Annotated in this window: 21 protein-coding genes and 1 tRNA gene; 18 read left to right on the forward strand and 4 right to left on the reverse strand. The window is 36.2% G+C overall.

The window, feature by feature from the left end; all coding sequences use genetic code 11:
• Nucleotides 1-46: 46 nt before the first annotated feature.
• The 3 genes from FA707_RS03160 to FA707_RS03170 form a co-directional block, all read right to left on the reverse strand.
• Entirely contained in the window at nt 47-478 is a 432-nt protein-coding gene (locus tag FA707_RS03160) for a universal stress protein (protein ID WP_136952858.1), read from the reverse strand.
• 44 nt (nt 479-522) lie between these two features.
• On the reverse strand, nt 523-1,239 hold the full coding sequence (locus FA707_RS03165) for a B3/B4 domain-containing protein (protein ID WP_246032340.1): 717 nt from the start codon (nt 1,237-1,239) through the stop codon (nt 523-525).
• 178 nt (nt 1,240-1,417) lie between these two features.
• A tRNA-Thr gene (locus FA707_RS03170) sits at nt 1,418-1,490 on the reverse strand.
• A 153-nt stretch (nt 1,491-1,643) separates the two neighbouring features.
• On the opposite strand from FA707_RS03170, the gene FA707_RS03175 reads away from it, so the two are divergent.
• The 8 genes from FA707_RS03175 to FA707_RS03210 all read left to right on the forward strand — a co-directional run bounded on the left by FA707_RS03175 (nt 1,644) and on the right by FA707_RS03210 (nt 7,814).
• A complete protein-coding gene (locus tag FA707_RS03175; protein WP_136952859.1) occupies nt 1,644-2,117 on the forward strand; it encodes a GNAT family N-acetyltransferase in 474 nt (157 codons plus the stop codon).
• A gap of 91 nt (nt 2,118-2,208) precedes the next feature.
• Entirely contained in the window at nt 2,209-3,537 is a 1,329-nt protein-coding gene (gene mltG / locus FA707_RS03180; protein WP_246032341.1) for an endolytic transglycosylase MltG, read from the forward strand.
• Nucleotides 3,538-3,662: 125 nt separating this feature from the next.
• Nucleotides 3,663-4,136 carry a transcription elongation factor GreA gene (gene greA, locus FA707_RS03185; RefSeq protein ID WP_136952860.1) on the forward strand — a complete coding sequence of 158 codons (474 nt, stop codon included), beginning with the start codon at nt 3,663-3,665 and terminating at the stop codon, nt 4,134-4,136.
• A gap of 170 nt (nt 4,137-4,306) precedes the next feature.
• Nucleotides 4,307-5,050 (forward strand): cell wall-active antibiotics response protein LiaF, encoded by a 744-nt coding sequence (liaF, locus tag FA707_RS03190; RefSeq protein ID WP_136952861.1) that lies wholly within the window; start codon nt 4,307-4,309, stop codon nt 5,048-5,050.
• On the forward strand, nt 5,047-6,117 hold the full coding sequence (locus FA707_RS03195) for a sensor histidine kinase (RefSeq protein ID WP_136952862.1): 1,071 nt from the start codon (nt 5,047-5,049) through the stop codon (nt 6,115-6,117). Before liaF ends, FA707_RS03195 begins: the two co-directional genes overlap by 4 nt.
• Nucleotides 6,110-6,742, forward strand: coding sequence for a response regulator transcription factor (locus FA707_RS03200; protein ID WP_136952863.1), 633 nt, complete (start codon nt 6,110-6,112; stop codon nt 6,740-6,742). The genes FA707_RS03195 and FA707_RS03200 overlap by 8 nt, the downstream gene beginning before the upstream one ends.
• A gap of 15 nt (nt 6,743-6,757) precedes the next feature.
• Nucleotides 6,758-7,420: a potassium channel family protein gene (locus FA707_RS03205; protein ID WP_136952864.1), complete on the forward strand. Its 663-nt coding sequence runs from the start codon at nt 6,758-6,760 to the stop codon at nt 7,418-7,420.
• A gap of 103 nt (nt 7,421-7,523) precedes the next feature.
• A complete protein-coding gene (locus FA707_RS03210) occupies nt 7,524-7,814 on the forward strand; it encodes a HesB/YadR/YfhF family protein (protein WP_136952865.1) in 291 nt (96 codons plus the stop codon).
• Between the two features lie 23 nt (nt 7,815-7,837).
• On the opposite strand, the gene FA707_RS03215 is transcribed toward FA707_RS03210, so the two are convergent.
• Nucleotides 7,838-8,662 (reverse strand): DUF1189 family protein, encoded by an 825-nt coding sequence (locus tag FA707_RS03215; RefSeq protein ID WP_136952866.1) that lies wholly within the window; start codon nt 8,660-8,662, stop codon nt 7,838-7,840.
• Nucleotides 8,663-8,819: 157 nt separating this feature from the next.
• Here FA707_RS03215 and FA707_RS03220 point away from each other — a divergent pair, with 157 nt between their 5' ends.
• The 10 genes from FA707_RS03220 (at nt 8,820) to FA707_RS03265 (ending at nt 18,657) form a co-directional block, all read left to right on the forward strand.
• Nucleotides 8,820-9,428, forward strand: coding sequence for a superoxide dismutase (locus tag FA707_RS03220; RefSeq protein ID WP_136952867.1), 609 nt, complete (start codon nt 8,820-8,822; stop codon nt 9,426-9,428).
• Nucleotides 9,429-9,564: 136 nt separating this feature from the next.
• The gene (locus tag FA707_RS03225) at nt 9,565-9,855 is read left to right on the forward strand and encodes an Fpa/YlaN family protein (RefSeq protein WP_136952868.1); all 291 of its coding nucleotides are present in this window, start codon (nt 9,565-9,567) and stop codon (nt 9,853-9,855) included.
• A gap of 13 nt (nt 9,856-9,868) precedes the next feature.
• Entirely contained in the window at nt 9,869-11,038 is a 1,170-nt protein-coding gene (locus FA707_RS03230) for an FtsW/RodA/SpoVE family cell cycle protein (RefSeq protein WP_136952869.1), read from the forward strand.
• 26 nt (nt 11,039-11,064) lie between these two features.
• Nucleotides 11,065-14,490, forward strand: coding sequence for a pyruvate carboxylase (locus tag FA707_RS03235; RefSeq protein ID WP_136952870.1), 3,426 nt, complete (start codon nt 11,065-11,067; stop codon nt 14,488-14,490).
• A 32-nt stretch (nt 14,491-14,522) separates the two neighbouring features.
• Nucleotides 14,523-15,626, forward strand: coding sequence for a CAP-associated domain-containing protein (locus FA707_RS03240; protein WP_136952871.1), 1,104 nt, complete (start codon nt 14,523-14,525; stop codon nt 15,624-15,626).
• Nucleotides 15,627-15,650: 24 nt separating this feature from the next.
• On the forward strand, nt 15,651-16,079 hold the full coding sequence (locus tag FA707_RS03245; RefSeq protein WP_136952872.1) for a YlbF family regulator: 429 nt from the start codon (nt 15,651-15,653) through the stop codon (nt 16,077-16,079).
• The gene (locus FA707_RS03250) at nt 16,069-16,452 is read left to right on the forward strand and encodes a YlbG family protein (RefSeq protein WP_136952873.1); all 384 of its coding nucleotides are present in this window, start codon (nt 16,069-16,071) and stop codon (nt 16,450-16,452) included. Before FA707_RS03245 ends, FA707_RS03250 begins: the two co-directional genes overlap by 11 nt.
• Before the next feature lie 87 nt (nt 16,453-16,539).
• Complete coding sequence (gene rsmD, locus FA707_RS03255; protein ID WP_136952874.1) at nt 16,540-17,103, forward strand: 16S rRNA (guanine(966)-N(2))-methyltransferase RsmD; 564 nt, start codon at nt 16,540-16,542, stop codon at nt 17,101-17,103.
• Nucleotides 17,096-17,584: a pantetheine-phosphate adenylyltransferase gene (coaD, locus tag FA707_RS03260; protein WP_136952875.1), complete on the forward strand. Its 489-nt coding sequence runs from the start codon at nt 17,096-17,098 to the stop codon at nt 17,582-17,584. Before rsmD ends, coaD begins: the two co-directional genes overlap by 8 nt.
• A 20-nt stretch (nt 17,585-17,604) precedes the next feature.
• Nucleotides 17,605-18,657 (forward strand): SepM family pheromone-processing serine protease, encoded by a 1,053-nt coding sequence (locus FA707_RS03265; RefSeq protein ID WP_136952876.1) that lies wholly within the window; start codon nt 17,605-17,607, stop codon nt 18,655-18,657.
• The last annotated feature ends 12 nt before the right edge of the window (nt 18,658-18,669 follow it).

Genomic DNA, 18,669 nt, shown 5'->3' on the forward strand with positions numbered 1-18,669 from the left:
AAATTAAAAAGCTTAGAGGAAATTTTCCTCTAAGCTTTTTTGTGTATTATTGACGAACAATTAACACGCTACAATGAGCGTTTGAGCTTGCATAGTGTGCAATTGAACCTAGCACACTTTCGCTAATCATATGTTTACCAGTAGCGCCTAAAACGATTAAATCGGCTTTTAAGTCGGTTGGTAAGGTTAAGGACAGCATTTTTTTTGGTGAGCCTTCTACTACTAGCGTAAAGACATCATTAAACTCGTTATTTTCTGCTTGTTCTTTTAAATTGGCTAGGTTCTCTTCTGCCTCGGTAGTAAGCGCGTTTAAAGCGTCTTCAGGTAGGTAATTAGCGATATTGTTAATGACATGGATAGCAAATAATTTTGCGTGGTACATTTTTGCAATTGAAACGGCTTCTTTAAACGCAATGTGTGAACTTTCTGAACCATCAATTCCTACGATAATGGTATTATAATGTCTTTCTATTGTCATAATAATGCCTCCTTAATGTTGTTTATTCCATAGAATAGCGCAATTTAATCAATAGAATGCTTAGGTGATGATTGAGTTAATGAAAAAATGCTACTATTTGAAATATTAAAGTAATGGTCACTCAATTGTTTAAGCTCATTAATGGCTTCTTTTGCTCTAGAACGTTGTGAGTCGTTAATTGCTTCAATGACAAGAATGGCCTCAGTCGTTTCTTCGGTTAGCATTGTACGCTGAGCCTCACGCCAATTTAGACAGCGACAAATGGCGCCATCATCATCGTAATAAATAATTTCCTCTGGTAAAGCCGGTGCATCAGTATCAGCACCTAATGGAAAGAAGGGTTCCCCACCTTGAGCTTTTCCTAAATGGAAGTCACCAGCAATTTTATCAAAGTCTTCCCCGCCGCATGGTACGGCATATTTTAGTGAGATACTGTTATAAAGATCGACAAGCGGATTAATAGATTGGAATTCATGACCTTGATTTGCACGTTTTAGAAGGGCTTCAATGGATGAACGCGCACCTTTTTTAGTTTTAAATTTAGAAAAGGCTTGCCGCCATTCTTGAATAACATCATTTTGACTAAAATTTTCATCAGGTAAGAAGTATTGGGCCTCTTGTGTCGCTTTTTTTAGAAGCTCATTAAGATAAGCTTCTTTGGTGTTATCGTGGTGATTATCTATAATGGGTAAATGTAAGAAATAAATTTCTGCATCAGGAAAAATTTCCCAAAAAGAAGGCTCAATGATAAAGTTTTTCAATAAATTCACTCCCTTTAGTTTTTTAAACGCTTTCTTTATATGTATATTATAGCTTTATCAACTGAAAAGGGAAAATGATTTGGTTTAGAAAAGGCACTTTAATTCATAATCAAAAGGTGATTAGAGGACAAAAAAACCAATTTGCTAGAATACTAACAAATTGGTTACGTTATAATGAAGCCACCTGCCGGGCTTGAACCGGCGACCCCCACCTTACCATGGTGGTGCTCTACCAACTGAGCTAAGGCGGCAAAAAAGACTGCCTACAATTTGATAGTATAGCGTATTGTTATACTGTTTTCAATAGTAAAATATGACTATAGGTTGTTTTTTTTATAAAAAAATAAGTCAGATGTAACCGGCCTATGATAAGATAGTAGTAAACAGGATTAAAGAGGCTAATTATGAACAAAAGAGAAATAAACAGGTTAACTCCTCAACAATTAAGACCTATCCGTTATGAGTTGCTATTAGATGCAGATCCTAATACCGCGTTAGTACAAGACTATGTAGCAAAAGGTCTGATTTTAGAATTAACAATAGAGAATCAATTGGTCGGGATAATGATACTTTCACCAATGTCTACAAAAGGTAAAGCATCATTAGAAATTAAAAATATTAGCATTCTAGCGGATTTTCAGCACCAAGGTCATGGCACTTTTTTATTGAACTATGCCATTAACTATGCCAATAATAAGAATTATCAAGCTCTTTATATCGGTACAGGCACCACTAGTTTTAGCCAATTAGCGCTATATCAAACGCATGGTTTTAGGTTTGATGAAATAAAAAAAGACTTTTTTTGCGCATATCCGGAACCAATTATTGAAAATAATTTAAGACTATATGATATGATTTTACTAAAAAAAGAGTTGTAAAAAAATGAGCTAAACTAGCCGTTTTTTGTAATATAGTATTTTTAGATTAATTCGTGTATAATGGAGGAGTTATGGGAAAAGGGGGATATAAATGACTGATAAAATCGAACCCAAAGAATTACACCTTGATCCGGAATCAATTAGGAATCCGCAAAGTGTCCATAATAAGCATTCATTTAACGAAACAATCATAGCTAGTGTCGGTGAAAATGAGAGTCAAGAACATCAGTCTAGAGCTAGCTATCATCAAGAGATAATAAAAAAATCAGAGCCTTCAGAGGATTTTGAAGTAAAGGATGAAACAACGCGCATGAGAAGACAACAAGCACGAGAAAAAGAGAATCGTATGGTAAGAAAAATCGTCATCACGTTAGTAAGTGCCTTAGTGATATTGGCCATGATTTTAGGCTTTTCTGTTTATCGTTATTGGCAGACAGGTACACAACCTTTAAACGCAAATGATTCAACTTTAAAACAAGTTGAAATTCCAATCGGAACGAGCAATAAAGGGATTGGAAATATTTTAGAAAAAAATAAAATCATTAAAAGTGGACTAGTTTTCAACTATTATATGAAGATGGAAAATCAGACTGATTTTAAAGGTGGTTTCTATCAGATGTCTCCAGATATGACGCTAGACGACATTGCGGCGCTATTAAAAGAAGGTGGGACGGAAGAACCACTTGCTTTAGCAGATGGTAAAATCAGTGTACCAGAAGGCTATAGCTTAGAGCAGGTTGCAGAAGTAGTAAATGAAGCAACCGATATTTCAGCTGAAGAGTTTATCAAAACAGCTAATGACGAAGCGTTCTTAAAAGAATTATATGAGGCTTATCCCGAACTATTAGCAAGTACTAAAGCTGCAAAAGATGTTCGTTATCATTTAGAAGGCTATTTATTCCCAGCAACGTATAATTACTATAAAGACAAAACAGCTAAAGATATTATTACTGAAATGGTAGATAAGACGAATCAAGTATTAACTACTCGTCAAGAACAGATTAATGCGTCTCATCATTCAATTCAAGAGATCTTAACATTAGCCTCTTTAGTTGAAAAAGAAGGCGTAACGTCTCCTGATAGACGAAATATTGCGAAAGTCTTTCTAAATCGTTTAGATATTGGCATGAGAATCGAATCAGATATTACTATCTTGTATGCTTTGCAAAAGCATAAAGTTCATTTGAGCTATGAAGACTTAGAAGTAGATTCACCTTATAATTTATATCGTAATGATGGGTTAGGACCGGGGCCATTTAATAACCCTGGACTAGATGCAATTGATGCAGTTCTAAATCCTGCTGACAATAATTATTATTATTTCTTAGCGAATGTTGAAACAGGTAAAGTTTATTTTGCCGAAACATATGAAGAACATTTGCAATTAAAAGAAGAGCATATTGATAATTTGAACAATTAGTAGTTTACAAACCAAATAAAGAGTGGTAATGTTTTAATCATAAAAAGAAGTGCTTTTTCGTGACAATCGAAAAAGCTCTTCTTTTCATTTAAATTTGAAAGCAATATAAAGGAGTTAGTAAATACATGGTGGAAAAAGTTTATCCAATGACCCTTGAAGGGAAAGCAAGTTTGGAAAAAGAGTTAGAGGAATTAAAAACGGTTAAGCGTAAAGAAATCGTTGAACGTATCAAAATAGCGAGAAGTTTTGGAGACTTATCAGAAAATTCTGAATACGATTCAGCGAAAGATGAACAAGCGTTTGTTGAAGGTCGTATTACAACATTAGAAAATATGATTCGTTTCGCTGAAATTATCGATGCAGATGCAGTAGCGGCAGATGAAGTAACAATTGGTCGTACAGTGACATTCGTTGAATTACCAGATGGCGAAGAAGAAGAATATACAATCGTTGGTAGTGCCGAAGCAGATCCATTTGCAGGTAAAATTTCAAATGATTCACCAATCGCTAAGGCGTTAATCGGGAAAAAATTAGATGACGAAGTAGTTATCTCAACACCTGGTGGCGACATGTCAGTTAAAATTACAAAAATTTCATAAACATAAACCTCGAGTAATCGAGGTTTATAAGAGGCGTGATTCCAAATAGTCACGTCTTTTTGTTTTCCTCGGACTTTAGTCTTAGAGGATAATCAGTCTAACTACACTAAACAAATCAAGCAATAAAAGGTATAATAAAGCAAGAATATCATAGAATAGGAGTATGCTTGATGAAAAATTCATGGAGAATTTTTATTATAATTGAATTGTTAATGCTACTATTTGTTTTATATAAAGTAGTAAATGAAACCCAAGCGTTAATTTTTTTGATTTTTGGTGTGATTAATATTGTTTTTGCTTTAAAACGTCAACGTCGAAGTAGTTTTAATCTATTTCAGTTGATTATGGGAGCCGTCGTCGTCATGATGAGTTTATTGACAAGCGGACCAGTTATTTGGTTCATGTTAGTTTTTGCTATATTATTCTTTGGATTAGTTGGTGTAGAAACGTCAGGTCTTAGTGTGTTAGAACATTTAGATTTAGTTCCTTGGAAAGATAAGCAAATGATTAATGTTGAATCTGTGGAACCCGAATTGAAAAACGGCAAAAGGTTTAAGCGTCAGTTATTTGGTAATCAACGAATTGGCTCAACGGTCTATGAATGGGATGATATTAATTTATCGGTATTTTCAGGAGATACGATTATAGATTTAGGTAACACGATTCTTCCTAAAGAGGATAATGTCATCATTATTCGTAAAGGATTCGGTCGTACCCGCATTATTGTGCCGATGGGGGTCGGTGTGATGGTTGAACATGCGACAGTCAGTGGAAAATTAGTATTTGATGAACAAAGCTATGCGATGAAGAATGAAGCGATTAAAATATTTAGTCATGATTATGATGAAAATGTCCGTCGTGTAAAAATTGTGACCAACACGTTACTAGGGGATGTAGAGGTAGTAAGAATATGAAAAATAAAACGAATTATCTCTTTCTTTTTATTTATATTTTCCTATTTACCTTTATCATTTTATTGTTTACATCGTTTATCGTGCTGACCTCAATGGGACGTAAGTTGTGGATGAAAGCTTTATTTGATTTGTCCGTCTCAATTATCCCTTTATTCTTTTTCTTGATGTTAATGTCGTTATTAATTGCATTAGTGATTACGATTGTGTCATACTTTATACAGAGAAAACAGTATTTTGAGATTGAAGAGAAAATTGAACAATTAGCGCGTGGTAATTACGATCATCAAGTGTTTATTGCAGATGAACAAGACGGTTATCTTGAAGATGAATTATCTCTTCATATTGAATCGTTGCGTAAACAAATGTCAGAAATGTCTAAAGAGTTACAAGTCCTTTCTAGTCGACCATATTTAGTTGAAGGCGAATCAAAAGAGGAAATATTGCGGACAGAACGTCATCGTTTAGCTCGTGAACTACATGATTCAGTCAGTCAACAATTATTTGCGGCTTCGATGATGTTATCTGCTTTAGTAGAATATACGAAGAAAAATCAAGGTGATGAAAAATTAATGAAACAGCTTGATACGATTGAAGACATCATCAATGCCTCACAATCAGAAATGCGTGCGTTATTGTTACATTTACGTCCAATTAATTTGGAAGGCAAGAGTTTACAAAAAGGAATTGAACAGTTATTACGAGAGTTACAAACCAAAATTAATATCGAACTTGTCTGGGATATTCAAGATATTCCGTTACCTACTACGGTTGAGGATAACTTATTTAGAATTATTCAAGAGTTGTTTTCTAATACACTTCGTCATGCCAAAGCGAAACGTTTAGAAGTCTATATGAAAAAACAAGAAGAAATGTTATCATTACGTGTAATTGATGACGGTGTCGGATTTGATACCAGTCAATCGAAAGTTGGAAGTTACGGCTTAACAAACATTCGAGAACGTGTAAACCAAATGGGGGGCACATGTAAAATTATCAGTTTTAAAAATAAAGGAACAAGTATTGATATTCGGGTTCCTGTGGTAGGGGAGAGTGTAATAAATGATTAAGGTGATGCTTGTCGATGATCACGAAATGGTTAGATTGGGTGTTTCATCTTATTTATCAATTCAAGATGATATCGAAGTGATAGCCGAAGCCGAAAATGGTCGTATTGGCTATGAGAAAGCCCTTGAATACAAACCTGACGTTATCTTGATGGATTTAGTCATGGATGAAATGGATGGCATTGAAGCGACCAAATTAATACTAAATGATTGGACAGAAGCCAAAATTATTATCGTGACTAGCTTTATTGATGATGAAAAAGTATACCCTGCAATTGAAGCAGGAGCGGCGGGCTATTTATTGAAAACTTCATCAGCTAGTGAAATAGCTGATGCGATTCGTTCGACCCATCGTGGTGAAAGAGTTTTAGAACCAGAAGTAACTGGCATGATGATGGAACGCTTAACGAAAAAAAATGACCCTGTTTTACACGATGAATTAACGAACCGTGAATCAGAAATCTTATTACTTATTTCTGAAGGCAAAAGTAATCAAGAAATTGCCGATGAATTATTTATTACGTTAAAAACCGTTAAAACACATGTATCAAATATTCTATCTAAATTAGAAGTAGAAGACCGTACGCAAGCGGCGATTTACGCCTTCAAGCACGGAATTGTAAAGTAAAGTGAGGAACAAGTGATGAAGCAAAGTTTTGCAATTATTGGATTAGGTCGTTTCGGTGCTAGTGTTTGTACGACCTTAGTTGAAACTGGTCAAGAGGTATTAGCAATTGACCGTGATGAGGACCGTGTAAATGAGTACATGGATATCGCTACACATGCGGTTGTTGCAAATGCTGAAGATGAGATGGCTCTGCGCTCATTAGGCTTACGTAACTTTGATCATGTAATTATTGCGATTGGTGAAGATATTCAAGCGAGTATTTTAGTGACATTAATGGCTAAAGAGATGGGTGTTAAACGCGTTACAGCAAAAGCACAAAATTTATATCATGCCAAAGTGTTGGAAAAAGTTGGTGCGGACCATGTTGTCCATCCAGAAAGAGATATGGGAGAGCGTGTCGCCCATCATTTAATTTCAAAAAATATTTTAGATTATTTAGAATTATCAGAAGAATATTCGATTGCAGAAATTCGTATTGAAAATCATAAATTTGTTGATCGTACGTTACTTGAGTTAAATTTACGCCAAAGATTTGGACTAAACGTCGTTGCAATTAAGCGCGAGGGTGTAAAATTAATTGTGTCACCTTCAGCTGATGAGATGGTACGCTTAAATGATACGCTGTTCGTTATTGGTGAGACAGTCGACGTGGAACGTTTTGATGAAATCATGAACTAAGAACTCTTTTTTAGGGTTCTTTTTTTGAGCGCGAAAAACGTCAAAATATGCACTCTATGTTATGATTAATGTACAAAGCGTTGAAGAAAGTGTGGTAAAGTAGATGAAAATTACTGTAACAGATAAAGCAGAAAAATGGTTCCGTGATGAATTAGGCGTTGAAAATGGTGGGTATGTTCACTTTTTTGGTAAATACGGTGGTGGGACAAATGTTCATGCTGGATTTTCAACTGGTATGCGTGTAGAGGAGCCTGCTGATGCGGTAGTCACAATGGAACAAAATGGTATTACTTATTTTATCGACAGCACAGATGAGTGGTTCTTTGCTGATTACGATTTAACGGTTGATTTTGACGAACAAAAAGATGAACCTATTTATACTTATTCAGAATAAAAAATAACTAGTCGCGATTGCGGCTAGTTGTTTTTGTCTTGAGAGTTGATAATTTGTTTTTTTATTTGTCTAATATTATGAGCGTAGATAACTACGGTTACCATAATGATTAACGACAGTGAATCTAGAGAGGGAAAGAATATTGAAAGAATTGTTGAGGCAATGACGGGTAAAGTTGATGCTACCATAAATAATTTGTACGAATTATTTAACTTTAGGCCTAACACACGCGCTCGTTCAAATGTATGACCAATTAGTGTGCCGAGTAGTAAGTATAGGGCAAAAGTGATCATTGTTGGGATCCATGTTAATAATAGGATGGTTAGCGCTAGAATAGTTCTTTGAGAAGCACCGATTTGAGCGGTTTTAAAAACGACTTGGCTGAAATAGTCTTGGTCGATGTTTTTGTAGCTAATCGTCAAAATATTTTTACCAATCAAACTGATAAACGGATTATTATCATTAACCGCAATCATTAACTCATCTTTTAAGTAACCCAATCCAATTTGGTTACCAACTAAGCGATCCTTAACGTCTTTAGCTGTCAATTTATCTTCGGGGTCAAACACATACAATAGGTAATCAGATTCATAAAGAAAGCTGTCACTCGCTTCTTTAGTAGCAAGTTGATTGTCTTCAAATGTGAACGCTGGTGTTTGTCTAACGATTTCTTGGATACTATTTTCTACTTGTTTTGTTTGGTTAAACGTTAAAAACATTAACGGTAAACTTAAAATAAGCGTTAAAAGTAAGAAATAGGGAATGACCACTTTTTTTGATAAACGATTTGACAAAAAAAGGTTTTGTGGATGCAATATAGCTTCCTTAAATAATTTGAAAATGTTCATAGATAGATTACTCCTAATTAATAGTTATTCTATAATTGTATATGTTTATAAGCTAAATTACAAAATAAATTCACTCTTAAGCATTACTATTGTCAAACGAGTGATTAAATGATACATTTTTTTATGTAGGATAAAAAAACTTTTAGGAGGAACTACCATGACATACCAATTACCAGAACTACCATATGCATATGATGCATTAGAACCACATATTGATGAATTAACGATGCATTTACATCACGATAAACACCATAACACATACGTTACTAACTTAAACGCAGCAATCGAAAAATATCCAGAATTAGCTGAAAAATCAATCGACGAATTAGTCGCTGACTTAGCTAACGTACCTGCTGATATCCAAACAGCTGTACGTAACAACGGTGGTGGCCATGCCAACCATACTTTCTTCTGGGAAATTATGGGACCAAACGGTGGTGGTGAACCAACTGGCGAAATTAAAGAAGCAATCGACGCTAAATTTGGTAGCTATGAAGCTTTCCAAGCAGAATTTACTGCAGCAGCAACTGGCCGTTTCGGTTCAGGATGGGCATGGTTAGTTGTAAATAACGGCGAATTAGAAGTTATGTCAACTGCTAACCAAGACTCACCTTTATCAGAAGGTAAAACACCTGTATTAGGTATCGATGTTTGGGAACATGCTTACTACAAAAAATATAGTAACGTGCGTCCTGATTACATTAAAGCATTCTTTAATGTTATTAACTGGGATGAAGTTAACAAACGTTACGCAGCTGCAAAATAATTAGAAGATAACATTAAAAGGTGTGACTAAATAGTCACACCTTTTTTTGGTTTTTATGTCATAGAATTGAGGATTAGCACCGGTATTTTCATGGAAATATGCTATAATAAGATGAATTCTAAAGGAGGTCTTGAAAATGACTAATGAAAATGAACATCAATTAGCATTGTCTGTTTTGAATAATGAAGCCAATAAGATTAGAACATTAATTAATAGTCAACGTAATCACCTTTGTATCTCTCAGTGTAAGGCCTTTGAAGAGGTGGTAGATACACAAATGTATGGTTTTAGTCGTCAAATAGATTTTGCTACTAAAATGAATATATTAAACCCTGAAGAAGGACAATTAATTTTGGCAGATTTAGAGCGTGAATTAAATAAAGTCTATGTCGATGTCTATGAAACACAAAAGGAAATGCAAGAATAGAGGAGTGTAGTTAGTGGTAAATAAGCCAAAGAAACGTTATTTTTTAGATTACGGAATTTTAATTCCGTACATTGCTTTGTCAATCATCGGGGTTGTGATGGTTTATAGCGCAACTGCTTATCGTTTAATTAATGCAGGTGCTAATGAGTTTAGTGGGGGAATAAAACAGGCGGCGTTTTTTATCGTCGGGTTGATTTTAATTTATATCATTTACCACATGAAAATTGATTTTTTACGTAACAAGCGAGTCATTAATATTAGTTTAGCCGCGATTATTGGGATGCTAATGTTAACGCTTATTATCGGAACGGCGTTAGGGGGAGCTAAGGGTTGGATTACTGTAGCGGGTGTTCAAATTCAACCGGTTGAATTCTTAAAAATTATCGTCATTTGGTATTTATCCAATGTCGTAGCCTCGCGTCAAGCAGAAATTCAAAGAAGCTTTACACAGTCATTCTTTGGTCCGATGATTGCGATTGGCATTAGTGTTTTTCTATTGCTATTACAGCCAGATACTGGTGGTGCAGCTATTGTAGTCTTACTGACATTGGTTATGTTATTAGCGAGTGGTATCAGTTATTGGTACGGTATCGCTGTAACGGGTGGCGGTGTAGCACTAAGTGTGATTGCTATCGAGTTTGTGACGTTAATTGGGAAATATTTTTTACCAGAATATATCGTTAACCGTTTCTTAGTTTTTAGAAATCCATTTATCGATCCCTACGCTTCAGGGATGCAGATGATTCAATCGTATTATGCGATGTTTAATGGTGGTCTTTTTGGACGTGGATTAGGGAATAGCATCCAGAAAAAAGGCTTCCTACCTGTTGCCGAATCAGATTTTATTTTTTCAATTATTATTGAAGAGTTAGGCTTAATTGCGGCAATTATCATTTTATGTATCTTGCTGTTTTTAATTTTACGTATTTTAGCCGTCGGAATTAGTGCCACAAGTACATTTAATTCTATGATGTGTATCGGAATTAGTGCGATGATGTTGATTCAAACGTTTATCAATGTCGGTGGTATTACCGGTTTAATTCCCATGACTGGTGTAACATTTCCCTTTATAAGTCAAGGGGGATCAAGTTTTATTGCTCTATCAATTGGCGTTGGATTAGCACTAAATATTCGCGCTGATGAATTACGAAAAAAACATCAACGTCATATCGAAGCATTATAGTTAGCTAAATAAAGGAGACTGTAGCCATGAAAAAAGTGTTAGTAGCAAATCGTGGAGAGATCGCGATTAGAATTTTCCGTGCATGTACGGAATTAGGTATTCCCACTGTAGGAATTTATGCGATAGAAGATGAAGAATCTATTCACCGTTTTAAAGCTGATGAAGCCTACGTAGTTGGAGAAGGCAAAAAGCCGATTGATGCCTATTTAGATATCGAAGACATTATTCGCATCGCTAAAGAAACAGGAGCTGATGCGATTCATCCTGGTTATGGTTTATTATCTGAAAATCTAACATTTGCCATGCGTTGTGAAGCAGAAGGAATTAAATTTATTGGTCCTTCAACGGAACATTTAGATATGTTCGGTGATAAAATTAAAGCCAAAGAAGCGGCCATTAGTGCCGGCTTACAATCAATTCCAGGTTCAGATGGCCCCGTTACATCAGTTGATGATGTCTATGCGTTTGGTCAAGCCTATGGTTATCCGGTAATGATTAAAGCAGCGCTCGGTGGGGGTGGTCGTGGTATGCGAATTGTGCAATCCGAAGAGGAAGTAGCCGACGCTTTCCACCGTGCAAGTAGTGAAGCAAAAGCAGCTTTCGGTAGTGATGAAGTATATGTTGAAAAATATATTCAAAACCCTAAACATATTGAAGTTCAAATCTTAGGTGACGAGCACGGTAATGTCGTTCATTTATTTGAACGCGACTGTTCGATTCAACGTCGTCATCAAAAAGTTGTTGAAATTGCCCCATGTATTTCTTTACCACTAGCACTTCGTCAAGAAATTTGTGACGCAGCCGTTCAGTTGATGAAACATGTGGCGTATTATAATGCCGGGACTGTCGAGTTTTTAGTCGAGGGTGACAAGTTTTACTTTATCGAGGTCAATCCGCGCGTCCAAGTTGAGCATACGATTACTGAAATGATTACTGATATTGATATTGTAGTGTCACAAATCGAAATTGCTCAAGGAAAATCATTAGCTGAAATAGGTATTCCTGAACAAGCCGATTTAACGTTTAGAGGGGCGGCGATTCAATGTCGTATCACAACGGAAGACCCAAGTAACGACTTCATGCCAGATACGGGTAAAATTGATACGTACCGTTCACCAGGTGGAATGGGCATTCGTTTAGATGTTGGGAACGCTTATGCTGGTGCTGAGGTTACACCTTATTTTGACTCGTTATTGGTTAAAGTATGTACATATGGGAATACCTTCAACAAAGCTGTTTCAACCATGCAACGTGCTTTGAAAGAATTCCGAATTCGAGGTGTTAAAACGAATATCCGTTTCTTAGAAAACGTCTTAGCTCACGACTCATTCCAAAGTGGTGAGTTTAATACAACCTTTATTGATACAACACCTGAGTTATTTGATTTTCCACGTGTTTCAGATCGCAGTAATAAAATGTTGAAGTATATTGGTGAAGTGACAATTAATGGCTTCCCTGGTATTAATGAAGAGCGAAAACCAGCCTTTGAAAAACCTAAAGAAGTCTTTATTCAATCCACACGAAATATTCCGGTTACGGCAAAGACTATTTTAGATACACAAGGTGCCGAAGCTGTTAGTGAGTGGGTCAAAAATCAAGATGCGTTGTTATTAACTGATACAACGTTTAGAGATGCTCATCAAAGTTTATTAGCAACACGTGTGCGTACTAAGGATCTAGTAGGTATTGCTCGTCAAAGTGAATTAGCAATGCCGCATCTTTTTTCAAGTGAGATGTGGGGCGGCGCGACGTTTGATGTGGCCTATCGTTTCTTAAACGAGGATCCGTGGGAACGTTTGAAACTCATTCGTGAAGCAATGCCTAATACATTGTTACAAATGTTATTCCGTGGTTCAAATGCTGTCGGTTACCAAAACTATCCAGACAATGTGATTGAAGGATTTATTAAACAAGCCGCTCAAAATGGTGTGGATGTCTTCAGAATATTTGATAGCTTAAACTGGTTACCGCAAATGGAGAAAAGTATTCAAGCTGTTCGAGATAACGGGAAAATTGCCGAAGGAACCATTTGTTACACAGGTGATGTTTTATCAACAACGAGAACCAAATATGATATTAATTACTATGTTGAAATGGCTTTAGAATTGGAAAAAATGGGCGCGCATATTATCGGAATAAAAGATATGGCGGGGTTATTGAAACCACAAGCAGCCTATCATCTAATTAGTGCCTTGAAAGATAAGGTTTCATTACCAATTCATTTGCATACACATGATACAAGTGGTAATGGAATTATTACTTACTCAGCTGCTACACGTGCTGGTGTCGATATTGTCGATGTGGCTATCAGCTCATTAAGTGGTAATACGAGCCAACCAAGTATGGGAAGTTTGTACTATGCCCTAGGTGAAGGTGAGCGTACGCCAGCTATTAATATGAAAAATGTTCAACAAATTAATCATTATTGGGAAAGTGTTCGTCGTTATTATGCTCCGTTTGAAAACGGCATGAACGCACCACATACGGAAGTCTATCAACACGAAATGCCAGGTGGTCAATATTCTAACTTGCAACAACAAGCCAAAGCGGTTGGATTAGAAGATCGTTGGTATGAAGTGAAACAAGTTTACGCAGATGTTAACCAAATGTTTGGAGATATTGTGAAAGTGACACCTTCTTCAAAAGTAGTCGGCGATATGGCGTTATTTATGATTCAAAACAATTTAACTGAAGAATTAATTTACGAAAAAGGCGATACCTTGAGTTTCCCTGATTCAGTTGTGAGTTTCTTTCAAGGTGATTTAGGACAGCCAACGGGAGGCTTCCCACCGCAACTTAAAGAGGTTATTTTACAAGGAAAACCATCGATTGAAGTACGTCCTGGTAGCTTAGCAAAACCGATTGATTTTGACGAAACGAAAATGGAATTAGCTAAATTAATTGGCTATGAACCATCGCAAGAAGAAGTGTTAAGTTATATTATGTACCCGCAAGTTTTTCTAGATTATCGTAAAATGAACGACCAATTTGGTGAAGTAACTATCTTAGATACACCAACGTTCTTCTATGGCATGCGTCTAAATGAAACGATTAATATTGAATTATCAAAAGGAAAAGTATTCAAAGTTCGCTTAGATGAAATTGGAGAACCTGATTTAGAAGGTAACCGTACATTATTCTTTAATTTCAATGGTCAACGTCGAGAAATTGTTATAAATGACACGCATGTGAAGTCACAAGTTGTTTTAAAAGCGAAAGCTGAACCAACGAATAAACAACATATTGGGGCAACTATGCCAGGTTCTGTATTAGAGGTACTTGTTACAAAAGGCGAGTCTGTTACAAAAGGTCAAACCTTAATGGTTACGGAGGCAATGAAGATGGAAACGAGCCTACAAGCGCCATTTGACGGTGTCATTACTGCGGTTCATGCGCAAGCTGGTGAACCAATTAGAACAGGTGATTTATTAATTGAAATTAGTCCTAAATAATCAATTAAACGAAGAAGAAATGAGGGAGAGATATGAAACGCATCAAAGATTTTTTAATCGCTTTTCTGTTGTTTATACTGATTAGCTATGCTGCACCTGTATTTTTCCCACAAACTTCTTCTTCCGTTAAAAATAAAGAAGGAAGCAACGAACAAATAATCGATAAAGAGCCAACGTTTATCCAAGGCAAGCTGACAGCAGAAGGCTATTCTAAATGGATAGGTAAAACCGCCGATAAGTTTCGTGAGCAATTTGGTGAACCTGGATTAAAACGTGCAGTGAGTCAGACTCAAGAGTGGTGGTCTTATGGAGAAAAGTCTGAGGATTACTATGAAGTACTTGTGGTGAATAATATTATCGAATCTATTCTGATTGTTGGTCAAAACGTCGAAACAGATGGTCTACATACGGGTATGAGGATGGATGATTTGACGATGATGACGACCATCTATTCGAATTTTAGTTTTGATTACGAACGTGAGAATTATATAATCGAATTAAGTGAAGAAGATATGAATTACCAACCGTTAATTGCTTTTGATAATGGTACTTTTGCAATGGTTCATTTTAGTCAAGTAACGGGTGAAGTGATTGCGATTCGTTATTTATCAGCTTTAGATTTGTTAACGTTGATGCCTTATCAGCTATTGTCCGGTAATTTATTAGATGTGAGTGATTCATTATTAAACTTAGCAGAAATAAACGATCAAGAGCGAGCGGCTCATTTTGTCGGATTACTAAATGTTTTGCGTCAAACGCATGAGCTAAGTGAATTATCGGTTGATGAAGAGCTAAATCAACTAGCTGCTAAATTCGCCCAACAATTTTTACAGCACCAGGATCAAATATTGAGTGAAGAACGTTATGAAACGATGCTTGAAGAACAAATTAACCATACGTATGAACGGGCCTTTTATTTAGATAAAGATGAACTCAGTGCTTTAGAAAAATTAACGGAAAGTAATAAGCGTGAAGAATTATCACCGTTTATTTATATGCCAAATCATGATACATCCTTTGTGGCGATACATGGTTACGGAGAACTGGCTTATATATTGCCATTAGATGATGAAGCATTTAATCATATCGGGGTGGCTTTTAAAGATGATTTTATCGTGGTATTATTAAAACCATAAGCTTGGATTAAATGAGGTGATGAAATGATTTATACAGAAGAAACGATTCTAGTTGAAGAAAAAACGCAAGTATTAATAGAAGCTATTACTCAAAGTGCGACCTTATCAAAATTAGTGGATCATCGAATCACTATCGAATGTTCTGAAGAAATAAAGCAAAAAGTCAATCATTTCGTGCAAGCAAAAAACGCCTTTGAGCAAGTTGAAGCTTATGGGAAATTTGCCCCTGATTATACAGAGAAACGTCGTGCAATGCGCAAAATGAAACGTGCGCTTGATACAGATGAAGCTGTGATGAATTATCGTATGTGTGAAAGTGATTTACAAGAAACGCTTGATTTGGTCTCATATCAGTTAGCGCAAATTGTCTCACCAGATATTAAGATTGATGCAGGAAATCCGTTCTTTGAGTTTGCTCAAAGAGGATGTGGAGGAAGTTGTCATGTTGGATGAAATTCAAGTGAATCATTTAGAGGAAGTAAATCAAGTTGATGGAGTAACCGAAGCTGCTGTGCAAGAGACCTTGCCGTGGAAAAAACGTCGTAGTTTAACGGTCTGGGTGTACACGATGCGTCCGCTAAGACAACTACGTAAATTTGGCTTAGTGCAACATATTTCTAAAAAAATGAAATATGTTGTCATTTACATGGACGAAGTGGATATCGAAAAAAATAGTGAAGCGATTGAAAAACTACATTTTGTACGCCGAGTGGATAAGTCTTATCGACCAGATGTTGCAACGACTTATAGTAAAACTGATGTACAAGATGATGGGTTTGAAGTCGAAGAATTAGGCACAACCATCAAGCTAGCAGAACCGGTCTAAGTAAGTGCTAGTAACGGATATTATAGCAATAAATAACAGAAAGGTTGTGGCGTCAGTCACAGCCCTTCTTTATATAGGAGTGTAAACATGAGAATTGTAGCTGGAGAATACGGCGGTCGCCGTTTGAAAACATTATCGGGTGATAATACCCGACCAACCTCAGATAAAATAAAAGGCGCTATGTTTAATATGCTAGGTCAGTATTTTGACGGTGGCATTGTATTAGATTTATTTGCTGGCAGTGGTAATTTATCACTAGAGGCATTGTCACGTGGCTGTGATCATGCTTATTGTATCGATAAAAACTTTCAAGCTATCTCGATTATTAAAGAAAATGTTGGCTTAGTTAAAGCTGAAAAACACGTAACGATTATGAAAAAGTCTGCTGAAGCGGCCTTACAAGAGTTTGCGGCTAAGCAACAAGTGTTTGATTTAGTTTTTCTTGACCCGCCTTATAAAGATCAAAAGATTGTTGAACAAATCAACTTTATGTTGGAAAACGGACTATTAGCCGAAGGGGCTAAAGTTGTGTGTGAGACAGACAAAATGTTTGATTTAGGTGAGATTGAAGGGTTAACCTGTTTGAAAAATCAGTTATATGGGAATACTCGTATCACGATTTATAAGAGGGAGCGTGTTGCTGATGAATAAACTGGCGCTATTTCCCGGAAGTTTTGATCCATTTACGAAAGGTCATTTAGATACAGTTGAACGTGCTGCCCAGATGTTTGAACAAGTGACGGTTGCTATTATGACAAACACAAATAAAAAGTCATTATTTACTAAAGAAGAGAAATTAACGTTGACCCAAGCAGCTTTAGCTCATTTACCCAATGTGAAAGTGATGGCAAGTGAGCTTGACTTAACCGTCAATTTAGCGCGCGACTTAGGGGCAACAGTATTAATACGCGGTATTCGTAACACGACCGATTATGAGTATGAGAAAAGCATCGCGCATATGAACCATGATTTGGCTCCAGAAATTGAAACGGTATTTTTATTATCACCACCCGCTTTGAGTCAGATTAGTTCAAGTCTAATTAAAGAAATCACAACGTTTGGTGGCGATGTTTCGGCTTATTTACCAACTAATATTCATCAAGCCGTCTTGAGTAAATATCAACAAAAATAAATGGGGGCTATGTGAATAAGATGAATCAACGAAGAAAATCGAAAACACCATTATTTTTTTGTATTATTATCGCGTGCTTAGTCATGATGATAGGACTATTTTTGCCATTACCTTATTATATTGAAATGCCAGGTAGTGCGGAAGATGTCCAACAATTTGTGACTATCGATGGTAAAAAGAATGAAAATACTGGCGCTTATTTATTAACCACAGTCGGCATTCGTCAAGCCTCGCCAGTGACGTTATTGGCAGCCAAGTTCAATGAGTTTCAAGAAATCGAGACGAAGGAAGAACTGTTTGGAGATAATAACAGTGATGAATATGATGTGATTGGTCAACTCCAAATGACCTCATCTGAGAATATGGCAAAAAAAGTGGCTCTTGATTTAGCTAAAGAACCGTATGAATTTGTCTATGAGGGGGTCTTCGTCCATTCGGTGGTGGAGGGTTCAGATTTTGAAGGTAAACTACAAGTTGGTGATGTGGTCTATCAAGTAGATGACCAAGCCTTCGAATCGTCAGAACAATTTATGGACTATGTAAAAAATAAAAAGCTTGGTGAGACAGTGACGTTAAAAATTAAACGTGATGATCAAGAAAAAAACGTCTCAGGAAAATTAATTAAATTAGAAGAAACAAACAAAGTTGGAATTGGCATTACGCTGTCTGATAAAACAAGCTTAAAATCTGAACGAAACATTGATTTTGATGTAGACGGTATTGGTGGTCCTTCGGCGGGCCTAATGTTTACCTTAGAAATTTATGAAGGCCTAATAGATAAATCACTTCGAAATGGTCACGTGATTGCTGGGACAGGTGAAATTCGTAGTAATGGCGATGTCGGCATGATTGGTGGCATTGATAAGAAAATTGTGGCGGCTGACAAAGCGGGAGCAGAATTCTTTTTTGCACCAAGTGAGGATTATTCTGATGAAGTCTTAAAAGAAAATCCAGAGTTAAAAAACAATTATCAAGTCGCTAAAGAAACAGCTGAAAAAATTAAAACAAAGATAAAAATCATCCCGGTTAAAAATGTTGAAGACGCGCTTGCATTTTTGAAAACACTTGAATAGTATAGGAAGACA

Origin of the sequence: Vagococcus zengguangii (assembly GCF_005145005.1) — a bacterium.
Classification (GTDB): domain Bacteria; phylum Bacillota; class Bacilli; order Lactobacillales; family Vagococcaceae; genus Vagococcus_A; species Vagococcus_A zengguangii.

What these genes read in the sequence shown, in the direction of transcription:
- FA707_RS03160 (WP_136952858.1), bottom strand. Translation starts at nt 478, where the DNA reads ATGACAATAGAAAGACATTATAATACCATTATCGTAGGAATTGATGGT.
- FA707_RS03175 (WP_136952859.1), top strand. Translation starts at nt 1,644, where the DNA reads ATGAACAAAAGAGAAATAAACAGGTTAACTCCTCAACAATTAAGACCT.
- mltG (WP_246032341.1), top strand. Translation starts at nt 2,209, where the DNA reads ATGACTGATAAAATCGAACCCAAAGAATTACACCTTGATCCGGAATCA.
- greA (WP_136952860.1), top strand. Translation starts at nt 3,663, where the DNA reads ATGGTGGAAAAAGTTTATCCAATGACCCTTGAAGGGAAAGCAAGTTTG.
- liaF (WP_136952861.1), top strand. Translation starts at nt 4,307, where the DNA reads ATGAAAAATTCATGGAGAATTTTTATTATAATTGAATTGTTAATGCTA.
- FA707_RS03195 (WP_136952862.1), top strand. Translation starts at nt 5,047, where the DNA reads ATGAAAAATAAAACGAATTATCTCTTTCTTTTTATTTATATTTTCCTA.
- FA707_RS03200 (WP_136952863.1), top strand. Translation starts at nt 6,110, where the DNA reads ATGATTAAGGTGATGCTTGTCGATGATCACGAAATGGTTAGATTGGGT.
- FA707_RS03205 (WP_136952864.1), top strand. Translation starts at nt 6,758, where the DNA reads ATGAAGCAAAGTTTTGCAATTATTGGATTAGGTCGTTTCGGTGCTAGT.
- FA707_RS03210 (WP_136952865.1), top strand. Translation starts at nt 7,524, where the DNA reads ATGAAAATTACTGTAACAGATAAAGCAGAAAAATGGTTCCGTGATGAA.
- FA707_RS03215 (WP_136952866.1), bottom strand. Translation starts at nt 8,662, where the DNA reads ATGAACATTTTCAAATTATTTAAGGAAGCTATATTGCATCCACAAAAC.
- FA707_RS03220 (WP_136952867.1), top strand. Translation starts at nt 8,820, where the DNA reads ATGACATACCAATTACCAGAACTACCATATGCATATGATGCATTAGAA.
- FA707_RS03225 (WP_136952868.1), top strand. Translation starts at nt 9,565, where the DNA reads ATGACTAATGAAAATGAACATCAATTAGCATTGTCTGTTTTGAATAAT.
- FA707_RS03235 (WP_136952870.1), top strand. Translation starts at nt 11,065, where the DNA reads ATGAAAAAAGTGTTAGTAGCAAATCGTGGAGAGATCGCGATTAGAATT.
- FA707_RS03240 (WP_136952871.1), top strand. Translation starts at nt 14,523, where the DNA reads ATGAAACGCATCAAAGATTTTTTAATCGCTTTTCTGTTGTTTATACTG.
- FA707_RS03245 (WP_136952872.1), top strand. Translation starts at nt 15,651, where the DNA reads ATGATTTATACAGAAGAAACGATTCTAGTTGAAGAAAAAACGCAAGTA.
- FA707_RS03250 (WP_136952873.1), top strand. Translation starts at nt 16,069, where the DNA reads ATGTTGGATGAAATTCAAGTGAATCATTTAGAGGAAGTAAATCAAGTT.
- rsmD (WP_136952874.1), top strand. Translation starts at nt 16,540, where the DNA reads ATGAGAATTGTAGCTGGAGAATACGGCGGTCGCCGTTTGAAAACATTA.
- coaD (WP_136952875.1), top strand. Translation starts at nt 17,096, where the DNA reads ATGAATAAACTGGCGCTATTTCCCGGAAGTTTTGATCCATTTACGAAA.
- FA707_RS03265 (WP_136952876.1), top strand. Translation starts at nt 17,605, where the DNA reads ATGAATCAACGAAGAAAATCGAAAACACCATTATTTTTTTGTATTATT.